Annotated in this window: 14 protein-coding genes; 9 read left to right on the forward strand and 5 right to left on the reverse strand. The window is 75.1% G+C overall.

Going from position 1 to position 16,506, the window contains the following annotated elements:
• The first annotated feature begins 50 nt into the window (after positions 1-50).
• The gene (locus ABDB74_RS08730; protein WP_346623342.1) at positions 51-536 is read left to right on the forward strand and encodes an SSI family serine proteinase inhibitor; all 486 of its coding nucleotides are present in this window, start codon (positions 51-53) and stop codon (positions 534-536) included.
• Positions 537-569: 33 nt separating this feature from the next.
• Here ABDB74_RS08730 and ABDB74_RS08735 read toward each other — a convergent pair whose 3' ends face one another.
• Complete coding sequence (locus ABDB74_RS08735; RefSeq protein ID WP_346623343.1) at positions 570-1,577, reverse strand: DUF2877 domain-containing protein; 1,008 nt, start codon at positions 1,575-1,577, stop codon at positions 570-572.
• Positions 1,578-1,970: 393 nt separating this feature from the next.
• Between ABDB74_RS08735 and ABDB74_RS08740 the strand changes: the two genes are divergently transcribed.
• From ABDB74_RS08740 to ABDB74_RS08750, 3 genes are all read left to right on the forward strand, one after another.
• Positions 1,971-3,785: a helix-turn-helix domain-containing protein gene (locus ABDB74_RS08740; RefSeq protein WP_346623344.1), complete on the forward strand. Its 1,815-nt coding sequence runs from the start codon at positions 1,971-1,973 to the stop codon at positions 3,783-3,785.
• Between the two features lie 4 nt (positions 3,786-3,789).
• Positions 3,790-4,527 carry a DUF5995 family protein gene (locus ABDB74_RS08745; RefSeq protein WP_346623345.1) on the forward strand — a complete coding sequence of 246 codons (738 nt, stop codon included), beginning with the start codon at positions 3,790-3,792 and terminating at the stop codon, positions 4,525-4,527.
• An 86-nt stretch (positions 4,528-4,613) separates the two neighbouring features.
• Positions 4,614-5,372: an SDR family NAD(P)-dependent oxidoreductase gene (locus ABDB74_RS08750; protein WP_346623347.1), complete on the forward strand. Its 759-nt coding sequence runs from the start codon at positions 4,614-4,616 to the stop codon at positions 5,370-5,372.
• A gap of 19 nt (positions 5,373-5,391) precedes the next feature.
• Here ABDB74_RS08750 and ABDB74_RS08755 read toward each other — a convergent pair whose 3' ends face one another.
• Positions 5,392-6,942: a UDP-N-acetylglucosamine 1-carboxyvinyltransferase gene (locus ABDB74_RS08755; RefSeq protein WP_346623348.1), complete on the reverse strand. Its 1,551-nt coding sequence runs from the start codon at positions 6,940-6,942 to the stop codon at positions 5,392-5,394.
• Between the two features lie 112 nt (positions 6,943-7,054).
• On the opposite strand from ABDB74_RS08755, the gene ABDB74_RS08760 reads away from it, so the two are divergent.
• The 3 genes from ABDB74_RS08760 to ABDB74_RS08770 all read left to right on the forward strand — a co-directional run bounded on the left by ABDB74_RS08760 (position 7,055) and on the right by ABDB74_RS08770 (position 9,942).
• Complete coding sequence (locus tag ABDB74_RS08760; protein WP_346623350.1) at positions 7,055-7,801, forward strand: NAD(P)H-binding protein; 747 nt, start codon at positions 7,055-7,057, stop codon at positions 7,799-7,801.
• Between the two features lie 104 nt (positions 7,802-7,905).
• Positions 7,906-8,820, forward strand: coding sequence for a DMT family transporter (locus tag ABDB74_RS08765; RefSeq protein ID WP_346623351.1), 915 nt, complete (start codon positions 7,906-7,908; stop codon positions 8,818-8,820).
• Between the two features lie 96 nt (positions 8,821-8,916).
• Positions 8,917-9,942: an Acg family FMN-binding oxidoreductase gene (locus ABDB74_RS08770; protein ID WP_346623352.1), complete on the forward strand. Its 1,026-nt coding sequence runs from the start codon at positions 8,917-8,919 to the stop codon at positions 9,940-9,942.
• Between the two features lie 15 nt (positions 9,943-9,957).
• On the opposite strand, the gene ABDB74_RS08775 is transcribed toward ABDB74_RS08770, so the two are convergent.
• On the reverse strand, positions 9,958-10,731 hold the full coding sequence (locus tag ABDB74_RS08775; protein WP_346623353.1) for a DUF998 domain-containing protein: 774 nt from the start codon (positions 10,729-10,731) through the stop codon (positions 9,958-9,960).
• A 23-nt stretch (positions 10,732-10,754) separates the two neighbouring features.
• Here ABDB74_RS08775 and ABDB74_RS08780 point away from each other — a divergent pair, with 23 nt between their 5' ends.
• A complete protein-coding gene (locus tag ABDB74_RS08780) occupies positions 10,755-11,228 on the forward strand; it encodes a DUF5313 family protein (RefSeq protein ID WP_407062158.1) in 474 nt (157 codons plus the stop codon).
• Between the two features lie 13 nt (positions 11,229-11,241).
• On the opposite strand, the gene ABDB74_RS08785 is transcribed toward ABDB74_RS08780, so the two are convergent.
• Positions 11,242-11,442 carry a hypothetical protein gene (locus ABDB74_RS08785; RefSeq protein ID WP_346623357.1) on the reverse strand — a complete coding sequence of 67 codons (201 nt, stop codon included), beginning with the start codon at positions 11,440-11,442 and terminating at the stop codon, positions 11,242-11,244.
• 132 nt (positions 11,443-11,574) lie between these two features.
• The gene (locus ABDB74_RS08790) at positions 11,575-11,862 is read right to left on the reverse strand and encodes a hypothetical protein (protein ID WP_346623358.1); all 288 of its coding nucleotides are present in this window, start codon (positions 11,860-11,862) and stop codon (positions 11,575-11,577) included.
• Between the two features lie 375 nt (positions 11,863-12,237).
• Between ABDB74_RS08790 and ABDB74_RS08795 the strand changes: the two genes are divergently transcribed.
• The gene (locus ABDB74_RS08795) at positions 12,238-16,506 is read left to right on the forward strand and encodes an ExeM/NucH family extracellular endonuclease (RefSeq protein WP_346623359.1); all 4,269 of its coding nucleotides are present in this window, start codon (positions 12,238-12,240) and stop codon (positions 16,504-16,506) included.

The following is a 16,506-nucleotide window of genomic DNA, read 5'->3' on the forward strand; positions in this document are numbered from 1 at the left end:
CGAGGGCCGCGGTGCGGCAACTTTCCCGGCGTCCCGTTCGTCGGACCGGTATGCGACGGTTGCTGCCCCTCGTCCTGCTGGCCCTGGTCGCCGCGCTCGGCGGGTGCGCGACGGGTGACGACGGCTGGCCGGCTCCGGGCGCGGTCGGCGGCTCCCCGACGACGCCGGCCGACGGCGGTGCGGGCTCCGGCGTCGCCCGGGCCGAGAACGACCTGCGGATCGAGGTGGACCTCGGCGACGGCTCCCCGCCGCAGACCTGGACGCTCACCTGCGACGGATCGGCCGAGGGGAGCCACCCGCAGGCGGAGGCCGCCTGCGAGCACCTGCGCGGGATGAGCGAACCGTTCGCGCCGGTGCCCGAGGACGCCGTGTGCACCCAGCAGTACGGCGGCCCGCAGACCGCGCGGATCACCGGGCAGTGGGCGGCCGAACCGGTGGACCTGGAACTGTCCCGCGAGAACGGCTGCACGATCGCCCAGTGGGACTCCCTCGGGCCGGTGCTCCCCGTGCCGGTGGGCATCCAGCCCCTGGCCTGACGGCGGAGCCCGGCAGGGGTCCGGGAGAGCGGCTCAGCGCGTCCGCGCGGTGCGGTCCACGAGGTCGATCGCCGTGCACAGCCCCAGTGCCATCGCCCGGCCGCTCGTGGCGCCGGTGGCCAGCAGCCGCTCGATCGCCGGTGCGAGCGGGCGTTCGCCGACCAGGCCGCGCAGCACCGCGGCGTACTCGCCGCTCACCCGGCCCGCGGCCGCGTGCCGGAGCAGGGCCCGGGACAGCTCGGTGGTGCGACCGGCGGCGAGGGAGCACACGCCCGCGGCGAACCGCTCCGCGGCGGGGTGCCCGAGCAGCACGAGCCCGGCCATCGTGCCGGCCATGACGTCGTCACCGGCCGGGGTGAGACCGGGGCCGAGGCCGACCAGCCGGGTGGCGGTGCGCAGCGCCGCCTCCAGATCGGCCCGGCGCACCGCCCCGCGCAGGGCCGCGAGCGGCCCCCCGGGACCGGTGGGCAGGCCGGGCAGGGTGAACGCGCTGTGCGGCATCCCCTCGCCGTAGAGCGTCGTGCGCAGCTGCCGGACGCCCTCGGGCAGCAGCGCGGGACGCCCACCGGGGAGGCGGGGGCGCGGGTCCCACCAGGCGGCCGCGCTGACCGCGAGGTCACCGACGACGATCCGCCCGCCGCCCACCTCGGCCGGTGCGCCGGGCGGCAACCCGACCAGCGGCCGGCCGTTGCTCGGACGGAAGAGGATGCATCCCAGCGGCAGCCGGGCGGCGTCGCTGGTCATGACACCGACGACGTCCCCGCCGCCGCGCTCACCGACCACCTGCACGTAGACGGCGGCGGGGCCGGAGAGCAGCACGCGGGCGGGGCGCACCGGGCCCCGCAGCAGATCGGCCACGCCGGTGCTGGCCGCGGCGGGGACGGCGGAGGCCGCCGTCGCGGGCCCGGCCGGGCGGGCCGCGGCGCGGACCGAGTCGCGGGGGAGCGGGATGGTCGACACGCCCGCGGGTGCTGCCCGGCCGCGCAGTGCTGCGCCGTCGCTCGGGCCGGTCCGGACTGTGGTGTCGTCGATCGCGCTCATGGTCGCCCTCCACCAGACGGGACGGCGGAGGCCGGGAGATCGGCGTTCCGCCGTGCGGTCCACCCCTCCCGCAGGGAGGGTGCACACGCTCCCGGGGGAGCGCCTACGATCCAGCGAGCGGGTGGCTCGAGGTCGAACCTATGCGGCGCGTCGCATGCCCTCTTATGGCGGATGTCGCCAAGAATGGCCTCCGGCGTCGAGGGACACCTGACAGCTTCCTGTGGTGTGGCACCCTGGATGAGGACTGAGAGGGGATGCCTCGTGACTCAGAGTGATGCACCGCTTCTGACCTCTACTTTCCGTAATGGAACCGCCCCGTTCCGTCGTAACTGGGCTGTCGACGAGTCGCCCCGGGACGAGCGCCGCGACGACCGGGGCAACTGGCAGCAGCGGATGGGGCTGACCGTCGAGGAGGCCCTCGGGCTGCCGGTCCTGGCCGGTGCCACGGTCACCGCCGGTGCCACAGGCCTGGGACGGGTCCTCCGCCACATGGTCGTCGACGACCCCGCCGAGCCGCTGGCCGCCGCGGGCCCGGACGTCCTCGTCGTGCTCGGTGCCCGGCTGCCGCCGGCCGACCCGGCCAGCTGCCGGGCCCTGGTCGACCGCCTCGACGCCGCGGGCACCGCCGCCCTGGCCTACCGGCGCTCCGACGGGCCGGCGCCGCTGCCCGCCGAGGTGCTCGCCGAGGCCGACCGCCGGGGGCTGCCCGTGCTGGCGCTGCCCCCCGGCGCCCGGCTCGACGAGATCGTCTCCGCGGTCCTGGGCGCCGTCGTCGCCAAGCAGGGCCAGGCGCTGGCGCTCTCCTCGCGCATGGACGACGAGTTCATCGGCGTGGCTCTCTCCGGCGGCGGGCTGGCCGAGGTCACCCAGCGCCTCGCGGTGATGCTCGAGGGCGCCGCCGTGCTCGGCCTGGGCCCCGACCGGGACGTGGTCACCAGCGCCGGCCCCGCCGACGACGTCGCGGAGATCAGCGACTGGCTCTGGCTGCTGGACGCGGCCGCCGACGACGCGCTGGCCGAGCTCGCGCCGTCGCGCCGGCTCTCCGGCGTCCGTGCCGACCAGACCGTCGTCACGCCGGCCGACGTGCTCGCCGACGCCGATCTCTCCCCGGCGGACGGCATCCTGCTCGTGCCCGGCCACCACGAGCTGCCCGGCGGGGTGGGGGAGTACGCGGTCGCCCCCATCATGGCCGGTGACCAGCGGCACGGGTGGCTGGTCGCGGTCCACCGCACGGGCGCCATGATGCTCGGCGCCGGCGGCGTGCTCGAGCGGGCCGCGGTCATCGCCGCGCTGTCGGTGATCCGGCTGCAGGCGGTCCACTCGGTGGAGCTCCGGTTCCAGGGCGACCTGGTCCGCCGGCTGGTCGGCGGCTCGGTCGGCCACACCCAGCGGACGCTGGCCTACACCCGTTCGTTCGGCTGGCGGCTCGACGGGCCGGTGGCGGTCCTGGTCACCGCCACCGAGACCGTCGCCGACGCCGCGGCCGACCCGACGAGGGCGCTGGACGTCCTCGACCGGCTCGCCGACGGCTGGCGGGCGGCGCTCGAGTCGGAGGTGGCGGGCGCCGCCGTCGCCGGCCTGGCCACCGAGATCGTCACGCTGCTGCCCCTCGACGGCCGGACACCGGAGGAGCTGTCGGCCCTCGTGTCGGCGGTGACGTCACGGGTCAACGGCCGGCTGCGCCGGGTGGGTCGCCTCCTCGGTACCGGGATCGGCCGTCCGGCGGACTCGCTGGCCGAGCTCGCCGAGGCGCACCGGCAGGCGCAGCGGGCGCTGGGCGTGGGGCAGGAGATCCACGGGCCCTCGGTGGTCACCCACTTCGACCAGCTCGGGGTCTTCCGGCTGCTGTCGCTGATCCCCGACAGCTCCGAGCTGCGTTCCTACGTCGACGAGGTGCTCGGCCCGCTGGCCGACGCGACCGACGCCGACTCCGCCGACCTGCGGGAGACGCTCCGGGTGCTGCTGGAGACGAACCTCAACGTCGCCGAGTCGGCCCGTCGGCTGCACTTCCACTACAACACCATGCGGTACCGCATCGGGAAGCTGGAGCGCCTCCTGGGGTCCTTCACCACCGACCCGACGTTGCGGCTGAACCTGCTGCTGGCCCTGCACGCCGCCCGCATGCGCGGCCTGGACCAGCCGCACCGGCCGCCGGCGGAGGGGGGGCTGGCGCTCCCGTCCGACGACGGGTTCGACGCGCTGGTCTGAGCCCGTGGCCGCGGACGTGGAGGCGCTCGTCGCGCGGATGGAGGACCTGGGCCGCACGCTCGCAGCCGGGCGCGACCCCGCCCGGCACTTCCTCGGCACCTACCTGCGCACCACTCGGGCGGTGGGCGTTGCCCTGGACGACGGGGTGTTCGAAGACGTCCCGTGGGTGACCGCGTGGGATGTGGACTTCGCCGGCCTGTACCTCGACGCGCTGGAGGCGCACCGGCGGGACCCGCGGTCGGCGCCCGCGCCGTGGCGGCTGGCCTTCGGGGCGGACCCGGCGCTGCCCCCGGAGGCGCACGTGCTGCTGGGGATGAACGCGCACATCAACTACGACCTGCCGCAGTCGCTGCTGCGGGCCATCCCGCCGGCGGACTTCCTCGATGCGGAGATCCTGGCCCGCCGGCACCGCGACCACGGGCGGATCGACGGCGTGCTGGCCGCGCGCGTGGCCGAGGAGGACCTCGCGCTCGAACGCTCCGGCGGCCGGCGCACCCGCCTGGACCGGGTGCTCGCACCGGTGAACCGCACCGCCAGCCGGCTCTTCCTGCGGGAGTCGCGGCGCACGGTGTGGCGGAACACCCGGGCGCTGCACGCCGCACGGCTGGACGGCGACGCCGCCTACGCCCACCGGCTGGCCGAACTGGAGCGAGCGAGCGCGGCCCGGGTCGGCGACCTGCTGCGGCCGGGGCCGGTGCTCGTCCGGCTCGCCGTCCACGGCTTCGGCGTCCCCCTTCGCTGACCCCTGCCCGCCCCGGGCGGCGGGTGGACCGGCGTGCGGGCAGGGTGAGGGGGTGCGCCGCACGGGGCGGCGCGGAGGAGGTCCGCATGACCCAGGCAGAACGTCCGCTCGCCGGCAAGGTGGCACTCGTGACCGGGGCGTCGTCGGGCATCGGGGAGGCGACGGCGATCGCCCTGGCCGAGGCCGGCGCGGCCGTCGCCGTCGGGGCCCGGCGCAAGGACCGGCTCGACGCCCTCACCGCCCGGATGCGGGACGGCGGGGCGACGGTGCTGCCGCTCGATCTCGACGTCACCGACGAGCGGGCGTGCGGCGACGCCGTGGCCCGCACCCGGCAGGAGCTGGGCGGCCTGGACGTCCTGGTCAACAACGCCGGCGTCATGCTGCTGGGCACGATCGCCGGTGCGGATCCCGAGGACTGGCGCCGGATGGTCCAGACCAACGTCATGGGCGTCATGTACATGACCCACGCCGCGATCGACGGCATGCTCGACCAGGGCTCCGGCGACGTCGTGAACATGTCGAGCGTGGCCGGCCGGACCGCGCGCAAGGGGGCCGGGGTCTACAACGCCAGCAAGTGGGCGGTGAACGCCTTCAGCGAGTCGCTGCGCCAGGAGGTGACCGGCCGGGGCGTGCGGATCTCGCTCGTCGAACCCGGAGCGGTCACCACCGAGCTGACCTCGCACATCACCCAGCCCGAGGCGAAGGCCGCCTCGGAGAGGATGCACGCGAGCATGCGGGCGCTGCACGCCGACGACATCGCCCGCGCCGTCGTCTACGTGGTCACCCAGCCGCCGCACGTGGCGGTCAACGAGGTCCTCGTCCGCCCCACGGACCAGGAGCGCTGACGGCCGGCGGGTCCTCCACTCAGTCGCGGAAGACCTCGATGTCGGCGCCCATCTCCACGAGCCGTTCGTAGAGCTGCTCGTAGCCGCGGGCGATGATGTCGACGTTGCGCAGCACCGAGGTCCCCTTGGCCGCCAGCATCGCGAGCAGGATGCACACGGCCGGCCGCAACGCCGGTGGGCACACCACCTCGGCGCTGGACCACCGGGTCGGGCCGCTGACCAGCACCCGGTGCGGGTCCAGCAGGCGCACGTCGGCCCCGAGCCGGGTGAGGTCGGAGAGGTGGATCGCCCGGTTGTCGTAGACCCAGTCGTGGATCAGCGTCGCCCCCTGGGCCTGGGCGGCGATCACGGCGAAGAAGGGAAGGTTGTCGATGTTGAGGCCGGGGAACGGCATCGGGTGGATCTTGTCGATCGGCGCCTTGAGGTCCGACGGGTGGATCGTGATGTCGGCCAGCCGGGTGTGGCCGTTGTCGGCCAGGTACTCCGGCGACAGCTCGTAGCGGAGCCCCATCTCGGCCAGCACCGCCAGCTCGACCTCGAGGAACTCCACCGGGGCGCGGGCCACGGTCAGCTCGGAGCAGGTGACGATCCCGGCGGTGAGCAGGCTCATCGCCTCGACCGGGTCCTCGCTGATCGTGTAGTCGACGTCGGCCTCCAGCACCGGGCGGCCGCGGACGACGAGGGTCGTCGTCCCGAGGCCCTCGACCTCGACGCCGAGCAGCTGCAGGTACAGGCAGAGGTCCTGCACCATGTAGTTGGAGCTGGCGTTGCGGATCGTCGTCGTGCCGTCGGCCCGTGCGGCGGCCAGCAGCGCGTTCTCGGTGACCGTGTCCCCCCGCTCGGTGAGCACGATCGTGCGGTGGGCGGCGGCGGGCCCCTCGACGGTGGCCTGGTACTCCCCGGCGTGCGCCTCGACCTCGAGGCCGAAGGGCCGCAGCGCGATCATGTGCGGCTGCACGGTCCGGGTGCCGAGGTCGCAGCCGCCGGCGTAGGGCAGCCGGAAGCTGCGGGCACGGTGCAGCAGCGGTCCCAGGAACATGATGATGCTGCGGGTGCGCCGCGCGGCGTCGGCGTCGATGCCACCGAGGTCCAGCTCGTCGGGGACGACGAGGGTGAGGTCGTGGCCGTGCTCGTCCCAGGTGGCCTCGACGCCGATGGAGCGCAGCACGTCGAGGATGCGTTCCACCTCCACGATCCGGGAGACGTTGCGCAGCGTGGTGCGGCCGCGGTTGAGCAGCGCGGCGCAGAGCAGGGCGACGGCGGCGTTCTTCGACGACTTCACCACGACCCGGCCGCGCAGCGGCCGCCCGCCGGTGACGCGCAGGTGCGCGGGGCCCGCGGGAGCCGGGCCGAGGCTGATCAGCTCGCTGTCCAGGGCCGCGGAGAGCCGGCCCAGGAACTCCAGCGTCAGGTTCTGGCTGCCCTGCTCGATGCGGGCGATCGCGCTCTGGCTGGTGCTGAGTCGCTCGGCGAGCTGCTGCTGGGTGAGCCCGCGGTGGCGGCGGGCGTCGCGGACGAGAGCTCCGATCCGGCGCATCGCATCATCGGTGGGCAGGTCGGTCAGCGTCACCGGGTCACGTTATCTCGCATGTGAGATGAAATCGGCAGGCGCACGGGTGGAGATCGGCCGGCCGGCGGGCGCCGGGCTGTCCGAGCCGGCCGCGGCGCGCCACACTGCCCCCGTGGACGTACTGGTCACCGGCGGGACGGGCCGGCTCGGACAGGACCTGGTGCCGCGGCTCCGCGAGGACGGACACCGGGTGCGGCAGATGTCGCGGCGGGGCACCGGCCCGGGGGGTGTCCGGGGCGACCTCGCCACCGGCCGCGACCTGGGCATCGCCCTGGCCGGCGCCGAGGTGGTGGTGCACGCCGCCAGCGATCCCCGCGGCGACCCGTGGGAGGTCGACGTCGCCGGTACCCGTCGCCTGGTGGAGGCGGTCGACCGCAGCCTCCTCCGCCACCTCGTGTACGTGTCGATCGTCGGCGTCGACCGGATCCCGCTGGGCTACTACCGGGCCAAGTACGCCGCGGAACAGGTGCTCCTGGCGTCCGGGCTGCCGGTGACCCTGGTCCGGGTGACCCAGTTCCACCACTTCGTCGACGGGTTGCTGGCAACGGCCCGCCGCGGGCCGCTGCTGCCGGTGCCGATGGGGTGGCGGGTCCGTCCCGTGGACGTGGCCGACGCCGCGGCGCACCTCGCCGGGCTGGCGACCGCCCCGGCGGCCGGCGCGGTGGTGGAGTTCGGCGGCCCCCAGGAGCACTCGGTGGCCGACCTGGCCCGGTCGTGGGCGGCCTTGCGGGCCCCGACGGCCCGGGTGGTCGCCACCCCGGTGCCGGGCCGCCTGGGCGCAGCGGTCCGGGACGGCGGCGCGCTCCCCGCCCGGGGTGGGCGTGGCGGCCGCACCTGGGAGGAGTACCTGCGCGGCTGAGGGAGCGCGGCTTTCCTGCCATGTGCCGGAGCGCGCCCGCCAGCTCCGGTACCGCGTCCGGAAAGCGCCGGAGAACGGTCGGTCCGCCGCCCTAGGGTCCGCTCGTGACCACCTCCGTCGTCGCCGTACCGGACGGCCGCACCCTGCTGGCCGTCGTCGTCACCGTGCTCGCGTGGGCGTCGGCCTTCGTGGGCATCCGCGCCGTGGGCCAGGACGTCTCGCCGGGGGCCCTGGCCCTCGGCCGGCTGCTCATCGGCGCGCTGGTGCTCGGCGCGCTCGTCGCCCGGCGGGGGTGGGTGCGGCCGACCGGTCGTGACTGGCGCCTGCTGGCCGTGTGCGGCGTCGGCTGGTTCGCCGTCTACAACGTGGCGCTCAACGCCGCCGAGCAGCACCTGGACGCGGGCACCACGGCGATGCTGGTCAACATCGGCCCCATCCTGATCGCGGTGTTCGCCGGGCTGTGGCTGGGCGAGGGGTTCCCGCGCTGGCTGGTCGTCGGCATGGCGGTCGCCTTCGGCGGGGTGCTGCTGATCGGGGCGGCCACCAGCGGCGCCGACGCCGACGTGGCCGGCGTGGCCCTGTGCGTCGTCGCCGCGCTGACGTACGCCGTCGGGGTGATCGCGCAGAAGCCGTTGCTGCGCCGGCTCCCGGGCCTGCAGGTCACCTTCGCCGCGTGCGTCATCGGCGCGCTCTGCTGCCTGCCGTGGGCCGGTGCGCTGGTCGCCGATCTGGAACGGGCCCCGACGAGCTCCGTCGCCGGACTGGTGTACCTCGGGGTCGTCCCGACCGCGCTGGCGTTCAGCACCTGGGCCTACGCCCTCTCCCGGATGGACGCCGGCCGGCTGGGCGTCACCACCTACCTGGTCCCGCCACTGGTCATCCTGCTGGGCTGGTGGCTGCTCGGGGAGGCCCCGCCGCCGCTGGCCCTCGTCGGCGGTGGCGTGTGCCTGGTGGGCGTCGCGCTGTCCCGCCGGCGCAGCCGCCGGCCGGTGGCGGCGGCCCCGGTGCCGGTGAGCTGAGCCGGCCCGCCCGGTGTGCAGGCGGCGGCGGTGATGGGGTAGGCACGGCACGGGGCGGCCGGTGGTGGCGGCCCGGGCAGACCCGTCGGGAGGTCCGTGGTGCAGGAGCAGGACTGGACGCAGGTGGTGGCGGCCGCCACGCGGGCGCCGTCGATCCACAACACCCAGCCGTGGCGGTTCGTGGCCGGCCCCGACCGGCTGGAGCTGCACCTCGATCCCGACCGCTCCCTGCCGGTGCTCGACCCGACCGGCCGCCAGCAGGTGATCAGCTGCGGCATCGCGGTGGAGTTCGCGGTCGTCGCGCTCGCCGCCCGGGGCCTGGCCACCGAGGTCGACCCGGTGCCGGACCCGGCCGACCCCGGTCATCTCGCCACCGTGCGGATCACCGGGTCCGTCGACGCCCCGGCGGACGACCGTGCGCTGGCCGCCGCGATCGAGCGGCGGCACACCGTCCGGGCGCCGTTCGAACCGCGCACGGTCCCCGACGACCTGGTGGAGCGGCTGCAGGCCGAGGCCGCGGGATACGGGGCATGGGTCAAGCCCATCGCGGGCGAGGACGAGGAGATCGCCACCGTGCTGCTCACCTCGCGGGCCGAGGAGATCGAGCAGGGCGACCCCGACTACCTCGCCGAGCTGGAGCGCTGGCTGCGCACCGACCCGGCGGCCGTGGACGGGGTGCCGACGGATGCGGTGCCCAGCGGCGATCCGCACGAGCGGGCGTCGAACTGGCTGGTCCGCGACTTCGTCGCCGGCCAGCGCGATCCGCACCGGTTCCGGGTCGCCGGCGACCCCGCCGCGCCGCCGCCGGAGGTGGAGCGGCCCGCCGTCGTCCTCATGGGGACGCACGGGGACGACCGGGTGGCCTGGGTGCTGGCGGGGCGTGCCGTGGGGCGGGTGCTGCTGCGGATCACCGCGGCGGGGCTGGCCGCCTCGCCGCTGACCCAGGCGCTGGACTGGCCGGCGACCCGCGTGCGCATGCGGGCGCAGCTTTCCCTCGTGGGGCATCCGCAGATGCTGCTCCGGCTGGGCTACCCGCGGCAGCCCGGGGAGGGGGAGCCGGCGCCGCCGGTCAGCGGCCGGCGGCCGGTGCAGGACGTGCTGAGCTTCGAGCCGACCGGCTGACCGGGCCGGGACGGCTCAGGAGCGCCGGCCGGCGGGGCCCCACGGGTCCTCCGGCTCCGCGTCGTCGGCGCTGCCGTTCCCGCGTGCGGCTGCCTCCAGCGCGGCGTCCCGCTCGCGGGCCAGCTCGGCGCGGCGGGCCCGGTCCCGGGCACGCTCGGCACGCATCGACGTCCCCTCGGGGGCCGCGTCGCCCCGCCGGGCGATCCACCACAGCGCGACCCCGGTGAGGGCCAGGCCGATCGGCAGCGGATAGGCCGCGGCCCGCTCCGTGCCGCCCTCGCCCAGGTAGCCGGTGACGCCGGCCAGGAAGAAGACCGTCGCCGCGGTCGCGAGCATGCCCAGCAGCACCACCGTCGTGCCCAGCGCCTCCGACCGGGGCCGTACAGCGTACGCCAGTGCCACGAGGCCGAGGCCACCTCCGAGCAGGTAGAGGACGGCGCCGACGGCGTGCAGGGTCGAGTTGGCGTCGGACGGGAACACGCCGACCAGTAGCACGCCCACCGCGGCGGCACCGAGCAGCGCCGGTACCGCGCGGCCCGCGCCGCCGTGCAGCATCGGGCGCAGCAGCAGGGCGCCACCCAGGATGAGGGCTCCCTGCACCACGAACGAGGCGTTCATGAGCTGCCGCGCCGCGGACTCCCCGGCGCCCAGGGCGCTGATCACGTCGTCCACCCGCGAGTACGGGCCGCCGTACCGGAGCTGCGCGATGGTCTCCACGACGAAGAACTGGAGGGTCAGCACCCAGGCGAGCGCACCCAGGCGGAGGCGGTGGGGAGTCACGGCTGCCATGGTCGCAGGCCTCCTGGGGCACCATGGGGAGCGTGCGGGGGGAGCAGGAGGGAGCCGGGAGCGCGGGAACCGACGGGCCGGTCCGTCGGCCGGGCCCGCTGCGCTGGCTCTGGTTCGCCCTCGGCGGGACGCTGCCGGCCCGCCACCACTCCTGGGTGCTGTTCGACGCGACCACGCGCACGTGGGCTCTCCGGCACCTCGCGCGGGCGGCCGTCCAGCTCGCCGTCCCCATCGCGGTCATCCTGCTGTTCCTGCCCGGCCCCTTCTGGATCCGCGGCATGGCCGCGCTGGGCGGCGTGCTGATCGGCCTGGTGTTCTCGCTGGCCTACATGCCCGAGACCGTGGAGCACCGCGCGGTGCGGGCCGGCTATCCGGCGGGCACGGCCGGGCGGCTGCGGCACCGGGCGGCCGAGGAGCGCGAAGCCACCGATTCGCAGCGGCGGCGGGCGGCGGCGGCCCGGCGCGCGGCGCGCTACCGGGCGCGGTCGGGCCGGTAGCGCGCCACCGCGGTCAGTCGGTGGCCGCGTGGAAGTCGGCTCCGGTGGGGTCCGCGTCGTCGGAGCCCACGGCCTGGCGCTCGTGCTCGGTGCGGTGCTCGAGCACCTCGTCGCTGGGGTGCGGGTCCTTGGCGTGCTGCGTGCGGTCGCGGGTCGGGTTCTCCTGCGGCTCCATGACGTCGTCGAGGGTGGGGCGGTCGTGGGATTCGGTCATCGTCGCGTCCTCCGGACGGATCGGGTGCGGTCGGAAAGAGCCATAGCCCGGGACCGGGCCCGGCTAACCGGGTGCGGCTGACCGGGTGCGGCTGACCGGGTGCGGCCGACCGGGTGCGGCCGACCGGACCGGTCACCTCGGCTCCAGGCCCGCCGCCGGGAGCCAGGCCTCGACCAGTGCCGGCCCGTGCGGCCCGGCGACGGTGTAGGCGACCCGCCCCTGCCAGGCGCCGGCCCGCTGGCGCCACTCGACGAGCAGACCGGGCCAGGTGCCGGGGGAGTCCGGCGGGTCGTGCACCCAGCAGTGCCGCCCCTCCCCGCCGGCACCTGCGGCCGGGTGCTCGCCGCGGGCCCGGTCCACCGACGCACCGGCGCCCGGCGCGGCCGCGCGACCGGGCCCGGTCACGTCCGCCGGAGCCACCCCGGACTCCGCTGCCCGCTCGCCCAGCGACCGCCCGCCGCGCCCCCGATTCATCCCGCCGGCCACCGGGACAGCATGGCACGGCCCGAACGTGTGTTCGACCGCGCCGCGGCATGGCGATCGCGAAGTGAACTCTGGGTGTCGTCAGCGTGTGATGTGCGTCATAGGATCCGCGGCGGGTGGCCCTCCCCGAGCACCTCGCTCCCGGTGTTGGCCACCGTGTCCTCACTAGGCGCAATTGCGGATAGACAGAGAGCGAGGCATGACATCGCCGCCGGTGCGGTGGGCGTGCGCATCGTCGACGCCGCGTCACCTGCCCGTCACCGAAGCGTCCTTAGCTGCCCGGCGTCCCACTTCTCCCCGGAAGGAACACGCGTGCCCGAACGTCCCGGCACCACGTCGCCCCGCACCACCGCTCGGGTGGTCGCGCGGCGTGCCGCCCTCGGCACCGCGGCTGCGTCCATCGCAGTCGTCGGCATGCCCGTCGTCGCCCTCGCGGCCCCGCCCACCACCCCCTTCATCTCCGAGATCCACTACGACAACGACGGCGCCGACAGCGGCGAGTTCATCGAGGTCGAACTGCCCCCCGCCGCCAGCTCCGCCGGCCTGGTGGTCGAGCTCTACAACGGCAAGGGCGGCGCCTCGTACGGCACCCTGCCGGTGCCGGAGGTGACGGCTCCCGCCGACGGCGCGGTCGCCGTGGTGGTCGACGCCCCGGATCTCCAGAACGGAGCACCGGACGGGCTCGCTCTCGTCGATGCCGCCGGGACGGTTCTCGAGTTTCTCTCCTACGAGGGCACGTTCACCGCGGTCGGTGGGTCCGCCGACGGCATGACCAGCACCGACATCGGCGTGGTGGAGAGCGGCTCGACGCCCGCCGGGCAGTCGCTGTCGCGCAGCTACGACGCCGGGGCCGACGCCCTGGTGTGGGCCGGACCGGCCGCAGCGACGCCGGGGGCGGTCAACGGTCCCGCCACCGGGGAGCCGGGGGAGCCCGGGGTGCCCGTCGGCTGCGAGACGGCGCCGACCCACGAGATCGGTGCCGTCCAGGGGGCAGGGGACGCCACCCCGCTCGCCGGCCAGCAGGTCAGCGTGCGAGGCGTCGTGGTGGGCGACCTGCCGGGCATGTCCGGGTTCTTCCTGCAGGACCCCGACGGTGACGGCGACGCCGCCACGTCGGACGGGATCTTCGTCTTCAGCCCCCTCGAGGTGGACCTCGGCGACACGGTGATCGCCGGCGGGACGGCCGAGGAGCGCTTCGGCCAGACCCAGATCGGCGCCGGCGCCGGCGCCGAGGTGTGCACCGACGGCACGGTCACCGACCTGCCCGCCGCCACCGTGCTGGACCTCCCCGCTGACGCCGCCGCACGCGAGCGGCTCGAGGGCATGCTGGTCGAGCCGGCCGACACCCTCACCGTCAGCGAGGTCTACGACCTCACGCGCTACGGCGACCTGACCCTCTCTGCGGGCGGTGTGCTCGTGCAGCCGACGGAGGTGGCCCGCCCCGGTCCCGCGGCCGAGGCGGTCGCGGCCGAGAACACGCTCCGCCGGATCGTCCTCGACGACGCCGTCAGCGGTCAGGTCACGCCGAGCACCGCGCCGTACCTGACGCCGGACCACCCGGTGCGGGTCGGCGACGAGCTCGACTTGACCGAGCCGCTGGTCCTGGGCTTCGGCTTCGACCAGTGGCGGCTCTTCCCGGCCGACGGCACGGCCGAGGGCGTCTTCGCGCCGCAGAACACCCGTCCGGCCGCCCCCGACGCGGTCGGCGGCGACATCCAGGTCGGCGCCTTCAACGTGCTGAACTACTTCCTCACCTTCGACCAGTCCATCGGCCGCGGTGCCGAGAGCCAGGCCGAGTTCGAGCTGCAGGCCGCCAAGATCGTCCCGGCCATCGACGCGCTGGACGCCGAGGTCGTGACGCTCATGGAGATCGAGGACACCGACTCCACCGGGTACACACCGGGCAACGCCGACACCGCGCTCGCGGACCTGGTCGCCCGGCTCAACACCTACGCCGGTGACGAGGACGCGTGGGCCTTCGTGCCCCTGCCGCGGGAGCTCTACGCGGTCGACCGGGACGTGATCCGCAACGCGGTCATCTACCGGCCGGCCGCCGTGGCGCCGGTCGGCGACCCGGTCGGCCTGGTCGACGAGGCCAACTTCGACAACGCCCGCGAGCCCCTCGCGCAGACCTTCGAGGCGGCCGGTGACACGTTCACCGTCGTCGCGAACCACCTGAAGTCCAAGAGCCCGGGCAGTCCGACCGGGGACAACGTGGACGCCGGCGACGGCCAGGGCGCGTGGAACGGTGACCGGGTGCGCCAGGCGCAGGCCCTGGCCGGCTTCGTCGAGGATCTCCGGGCGACCACCGGGGACGAGGACGTCCTCGTGCTCGGCGACCTCAACGCCTACAGCCAGGAGGACCCGATCCAGGTCCTCCGGGACGCCGGCCTGACCGACCTGGGCACGCAGTTCGACGAGGGTCGCTACAGCTACGTCTACGACGACATGTCCGGCTCGCTGGACCACGCGATGGCCACCCCCGAGCTCACGGCGAAGGTCACCGACGTCGCGCACTGGAACATCAACGCCGTCGAGTCCTACGCCTACCAGTACGGCGGCGACCCCGAGCTCTACGCGGCCGACCCGTACCGGTCCAGCGACCACGATCCGCTCGTCGTCGGCCTGGACCTGGCCGGGACGGGCACCGGCGACGGCACCACGGAGCTGCAGCTGCTCGCGATCAACGACTTCCACGGCCGGCTGGCCGACGCCGTCGCCCTCGCGGGCACGGTGGAGGAGCAGCGGGCCCGCGACGACGTCGACGCGACGCTGCTGCTGTCGGCGGGTGACAACATCGGCGCCTCGCCCTTCGTGTCCTCCGTCCAGCAGGACGCGCCGACGCTCGAGGTGCTCAACGAGATGGGCCTGCAGGCCTCGGCGGTGGGCAACCACGAGTTCGACCGCGGGTTCGCCGACCTGGTCGACCGCGTGGGGGTCGACGGCGAGAGCGGCCTGGCCGCCTTCGACTACCTGGGCGCCAACGTCTACCGGGACGGCGCCCCCGCGCTGCCGGAGTACGCGCTGCTCGACGCCGCCGGCGTGACGGTCGGGGTCATCGGCGTGGTCACCGAGGAGACCAGCTCGCTCGTCTCCCCGGCCGGGATCGAGGGCATCACCTTCGGCGACCCCGTCGAGGCCACCAACCGCGTGGTCGGCGAGCTCACCGACGGGGTCGGCGACGAGGCGGACGTGATCGTCCTGCTCGCCCACGAGGGCGCGCCGGGGAGCGACTCCCTGGAGGAGCAGCTCGCCCTCGACACCGCGTTCACCGCGATCGTCACCGGCGTGGACGCCGAGGTGGACGCCATCGTGACCGGCCACACGCACCAGAGCTACGCCTGGGCGGCGCCGGTCCCCGGTGAGGCCGACACCCGTCCGGTCATCCAGACCGGGTCCTACGCCGACGCGCTGGGCCGGATCGTGCTCACCTACGAGGAGGCCACCGACGAGGTGACCACCTTCACGGTGGAGAACATCGCGCCCACGGAGCGGCCGGCCGACGAGCTCGTCGCCGCGTACCCGCGCGTCGCCGAGGTCGCCGGGACCGTCGCGGCGGCGGAGGCCTACGCCGACGAGGTGGGCGGCCAGGTGATCGGTTCGGTGACGGACGACATCACGCGGGCGTTCACCGAGGCGGGGGCGGAGGACCGCGGGTCCTACTCGTCCCTCGGGGGTCTCGTCGCCGACACCTACGTGTACGGCTCCGAGCTCAGCCCGATCGAGCCGGCCGACCTCGGCCTGGTCAACCCCGGCGGCCTGCGGGCCGACCTGCTGTACGAGGAGGACGGGGAGATCACGCTGGCCGAGGCCAACGAGGTGACGCCGTTCGCCAACGACCTGGTCGTGGTCACCCTCACCGGCGCCCAGCTGGTGGAGGTGCTCGAGCAGCAGTGGCAGCCCGAGGGCAGCTCGCGGCCGTTCCTGGCGCTGGGCACGTCCGAGGAGCTGACGTGGTCCTACGACCCCGACGCGCCTGCGGGGGAGCGGATCATCGTCGACAGCATCCGGATCTCGGGTGAGCCGATCGACCTCGGTGCCACCTACCGGGTGGCCACCAACAGCTTCCTGGCCTCCGGCGGTGACAACTTCACGGTCTTCACCGAGGGAACCACGGAGCAGACGGGGCTGATCGACTTCGACGCCTTCCAGGCCTACCTGGAGGAGTTCTCGCCGCTGAGCCCGGAGGACTACACCGGCCGGGTCACCATCGGCGAGGCCGAGGAGCCGGCGCCGGACGCCGGGGTGACGGTGTCGCCGACGACGTTCGCCGCCCGTGACCGGATCACGGTCTCGGTCACCGGCTTCGCGCCGTCCGAGCGGGTCGAGCTGACCCTCGACGGCCGGCGGCTGAAGCCGATCCGGACCGACGCCGACGGCGCCGGCTCGGTGCAGCTGACGGTGCCCGGCCGGGTCGACGCGGGCCCGGCCGAGATCGTGGCCACCGGGACCGACTCCGGCCGCACCGCCACCGTGGGGGTGCAGATCACGGAGCCCGAGCGGCCGGGCAACGGCCAGGGCGGCTTCCTGGGCCGGCTCCTCGGCTGGCTGCAGTACATCTGGCAGCTGATCCGCGACTGA

Source organism: Blastococcus sp. HT6-4, assembly GCF_039679125.1.
Classification (GTDB): Bacteria; Actinomycetota; Actinomycetes; order Mycobacteriales; family Geodermatophilaceae; genus Blastococcus; species Blastococcus montanus.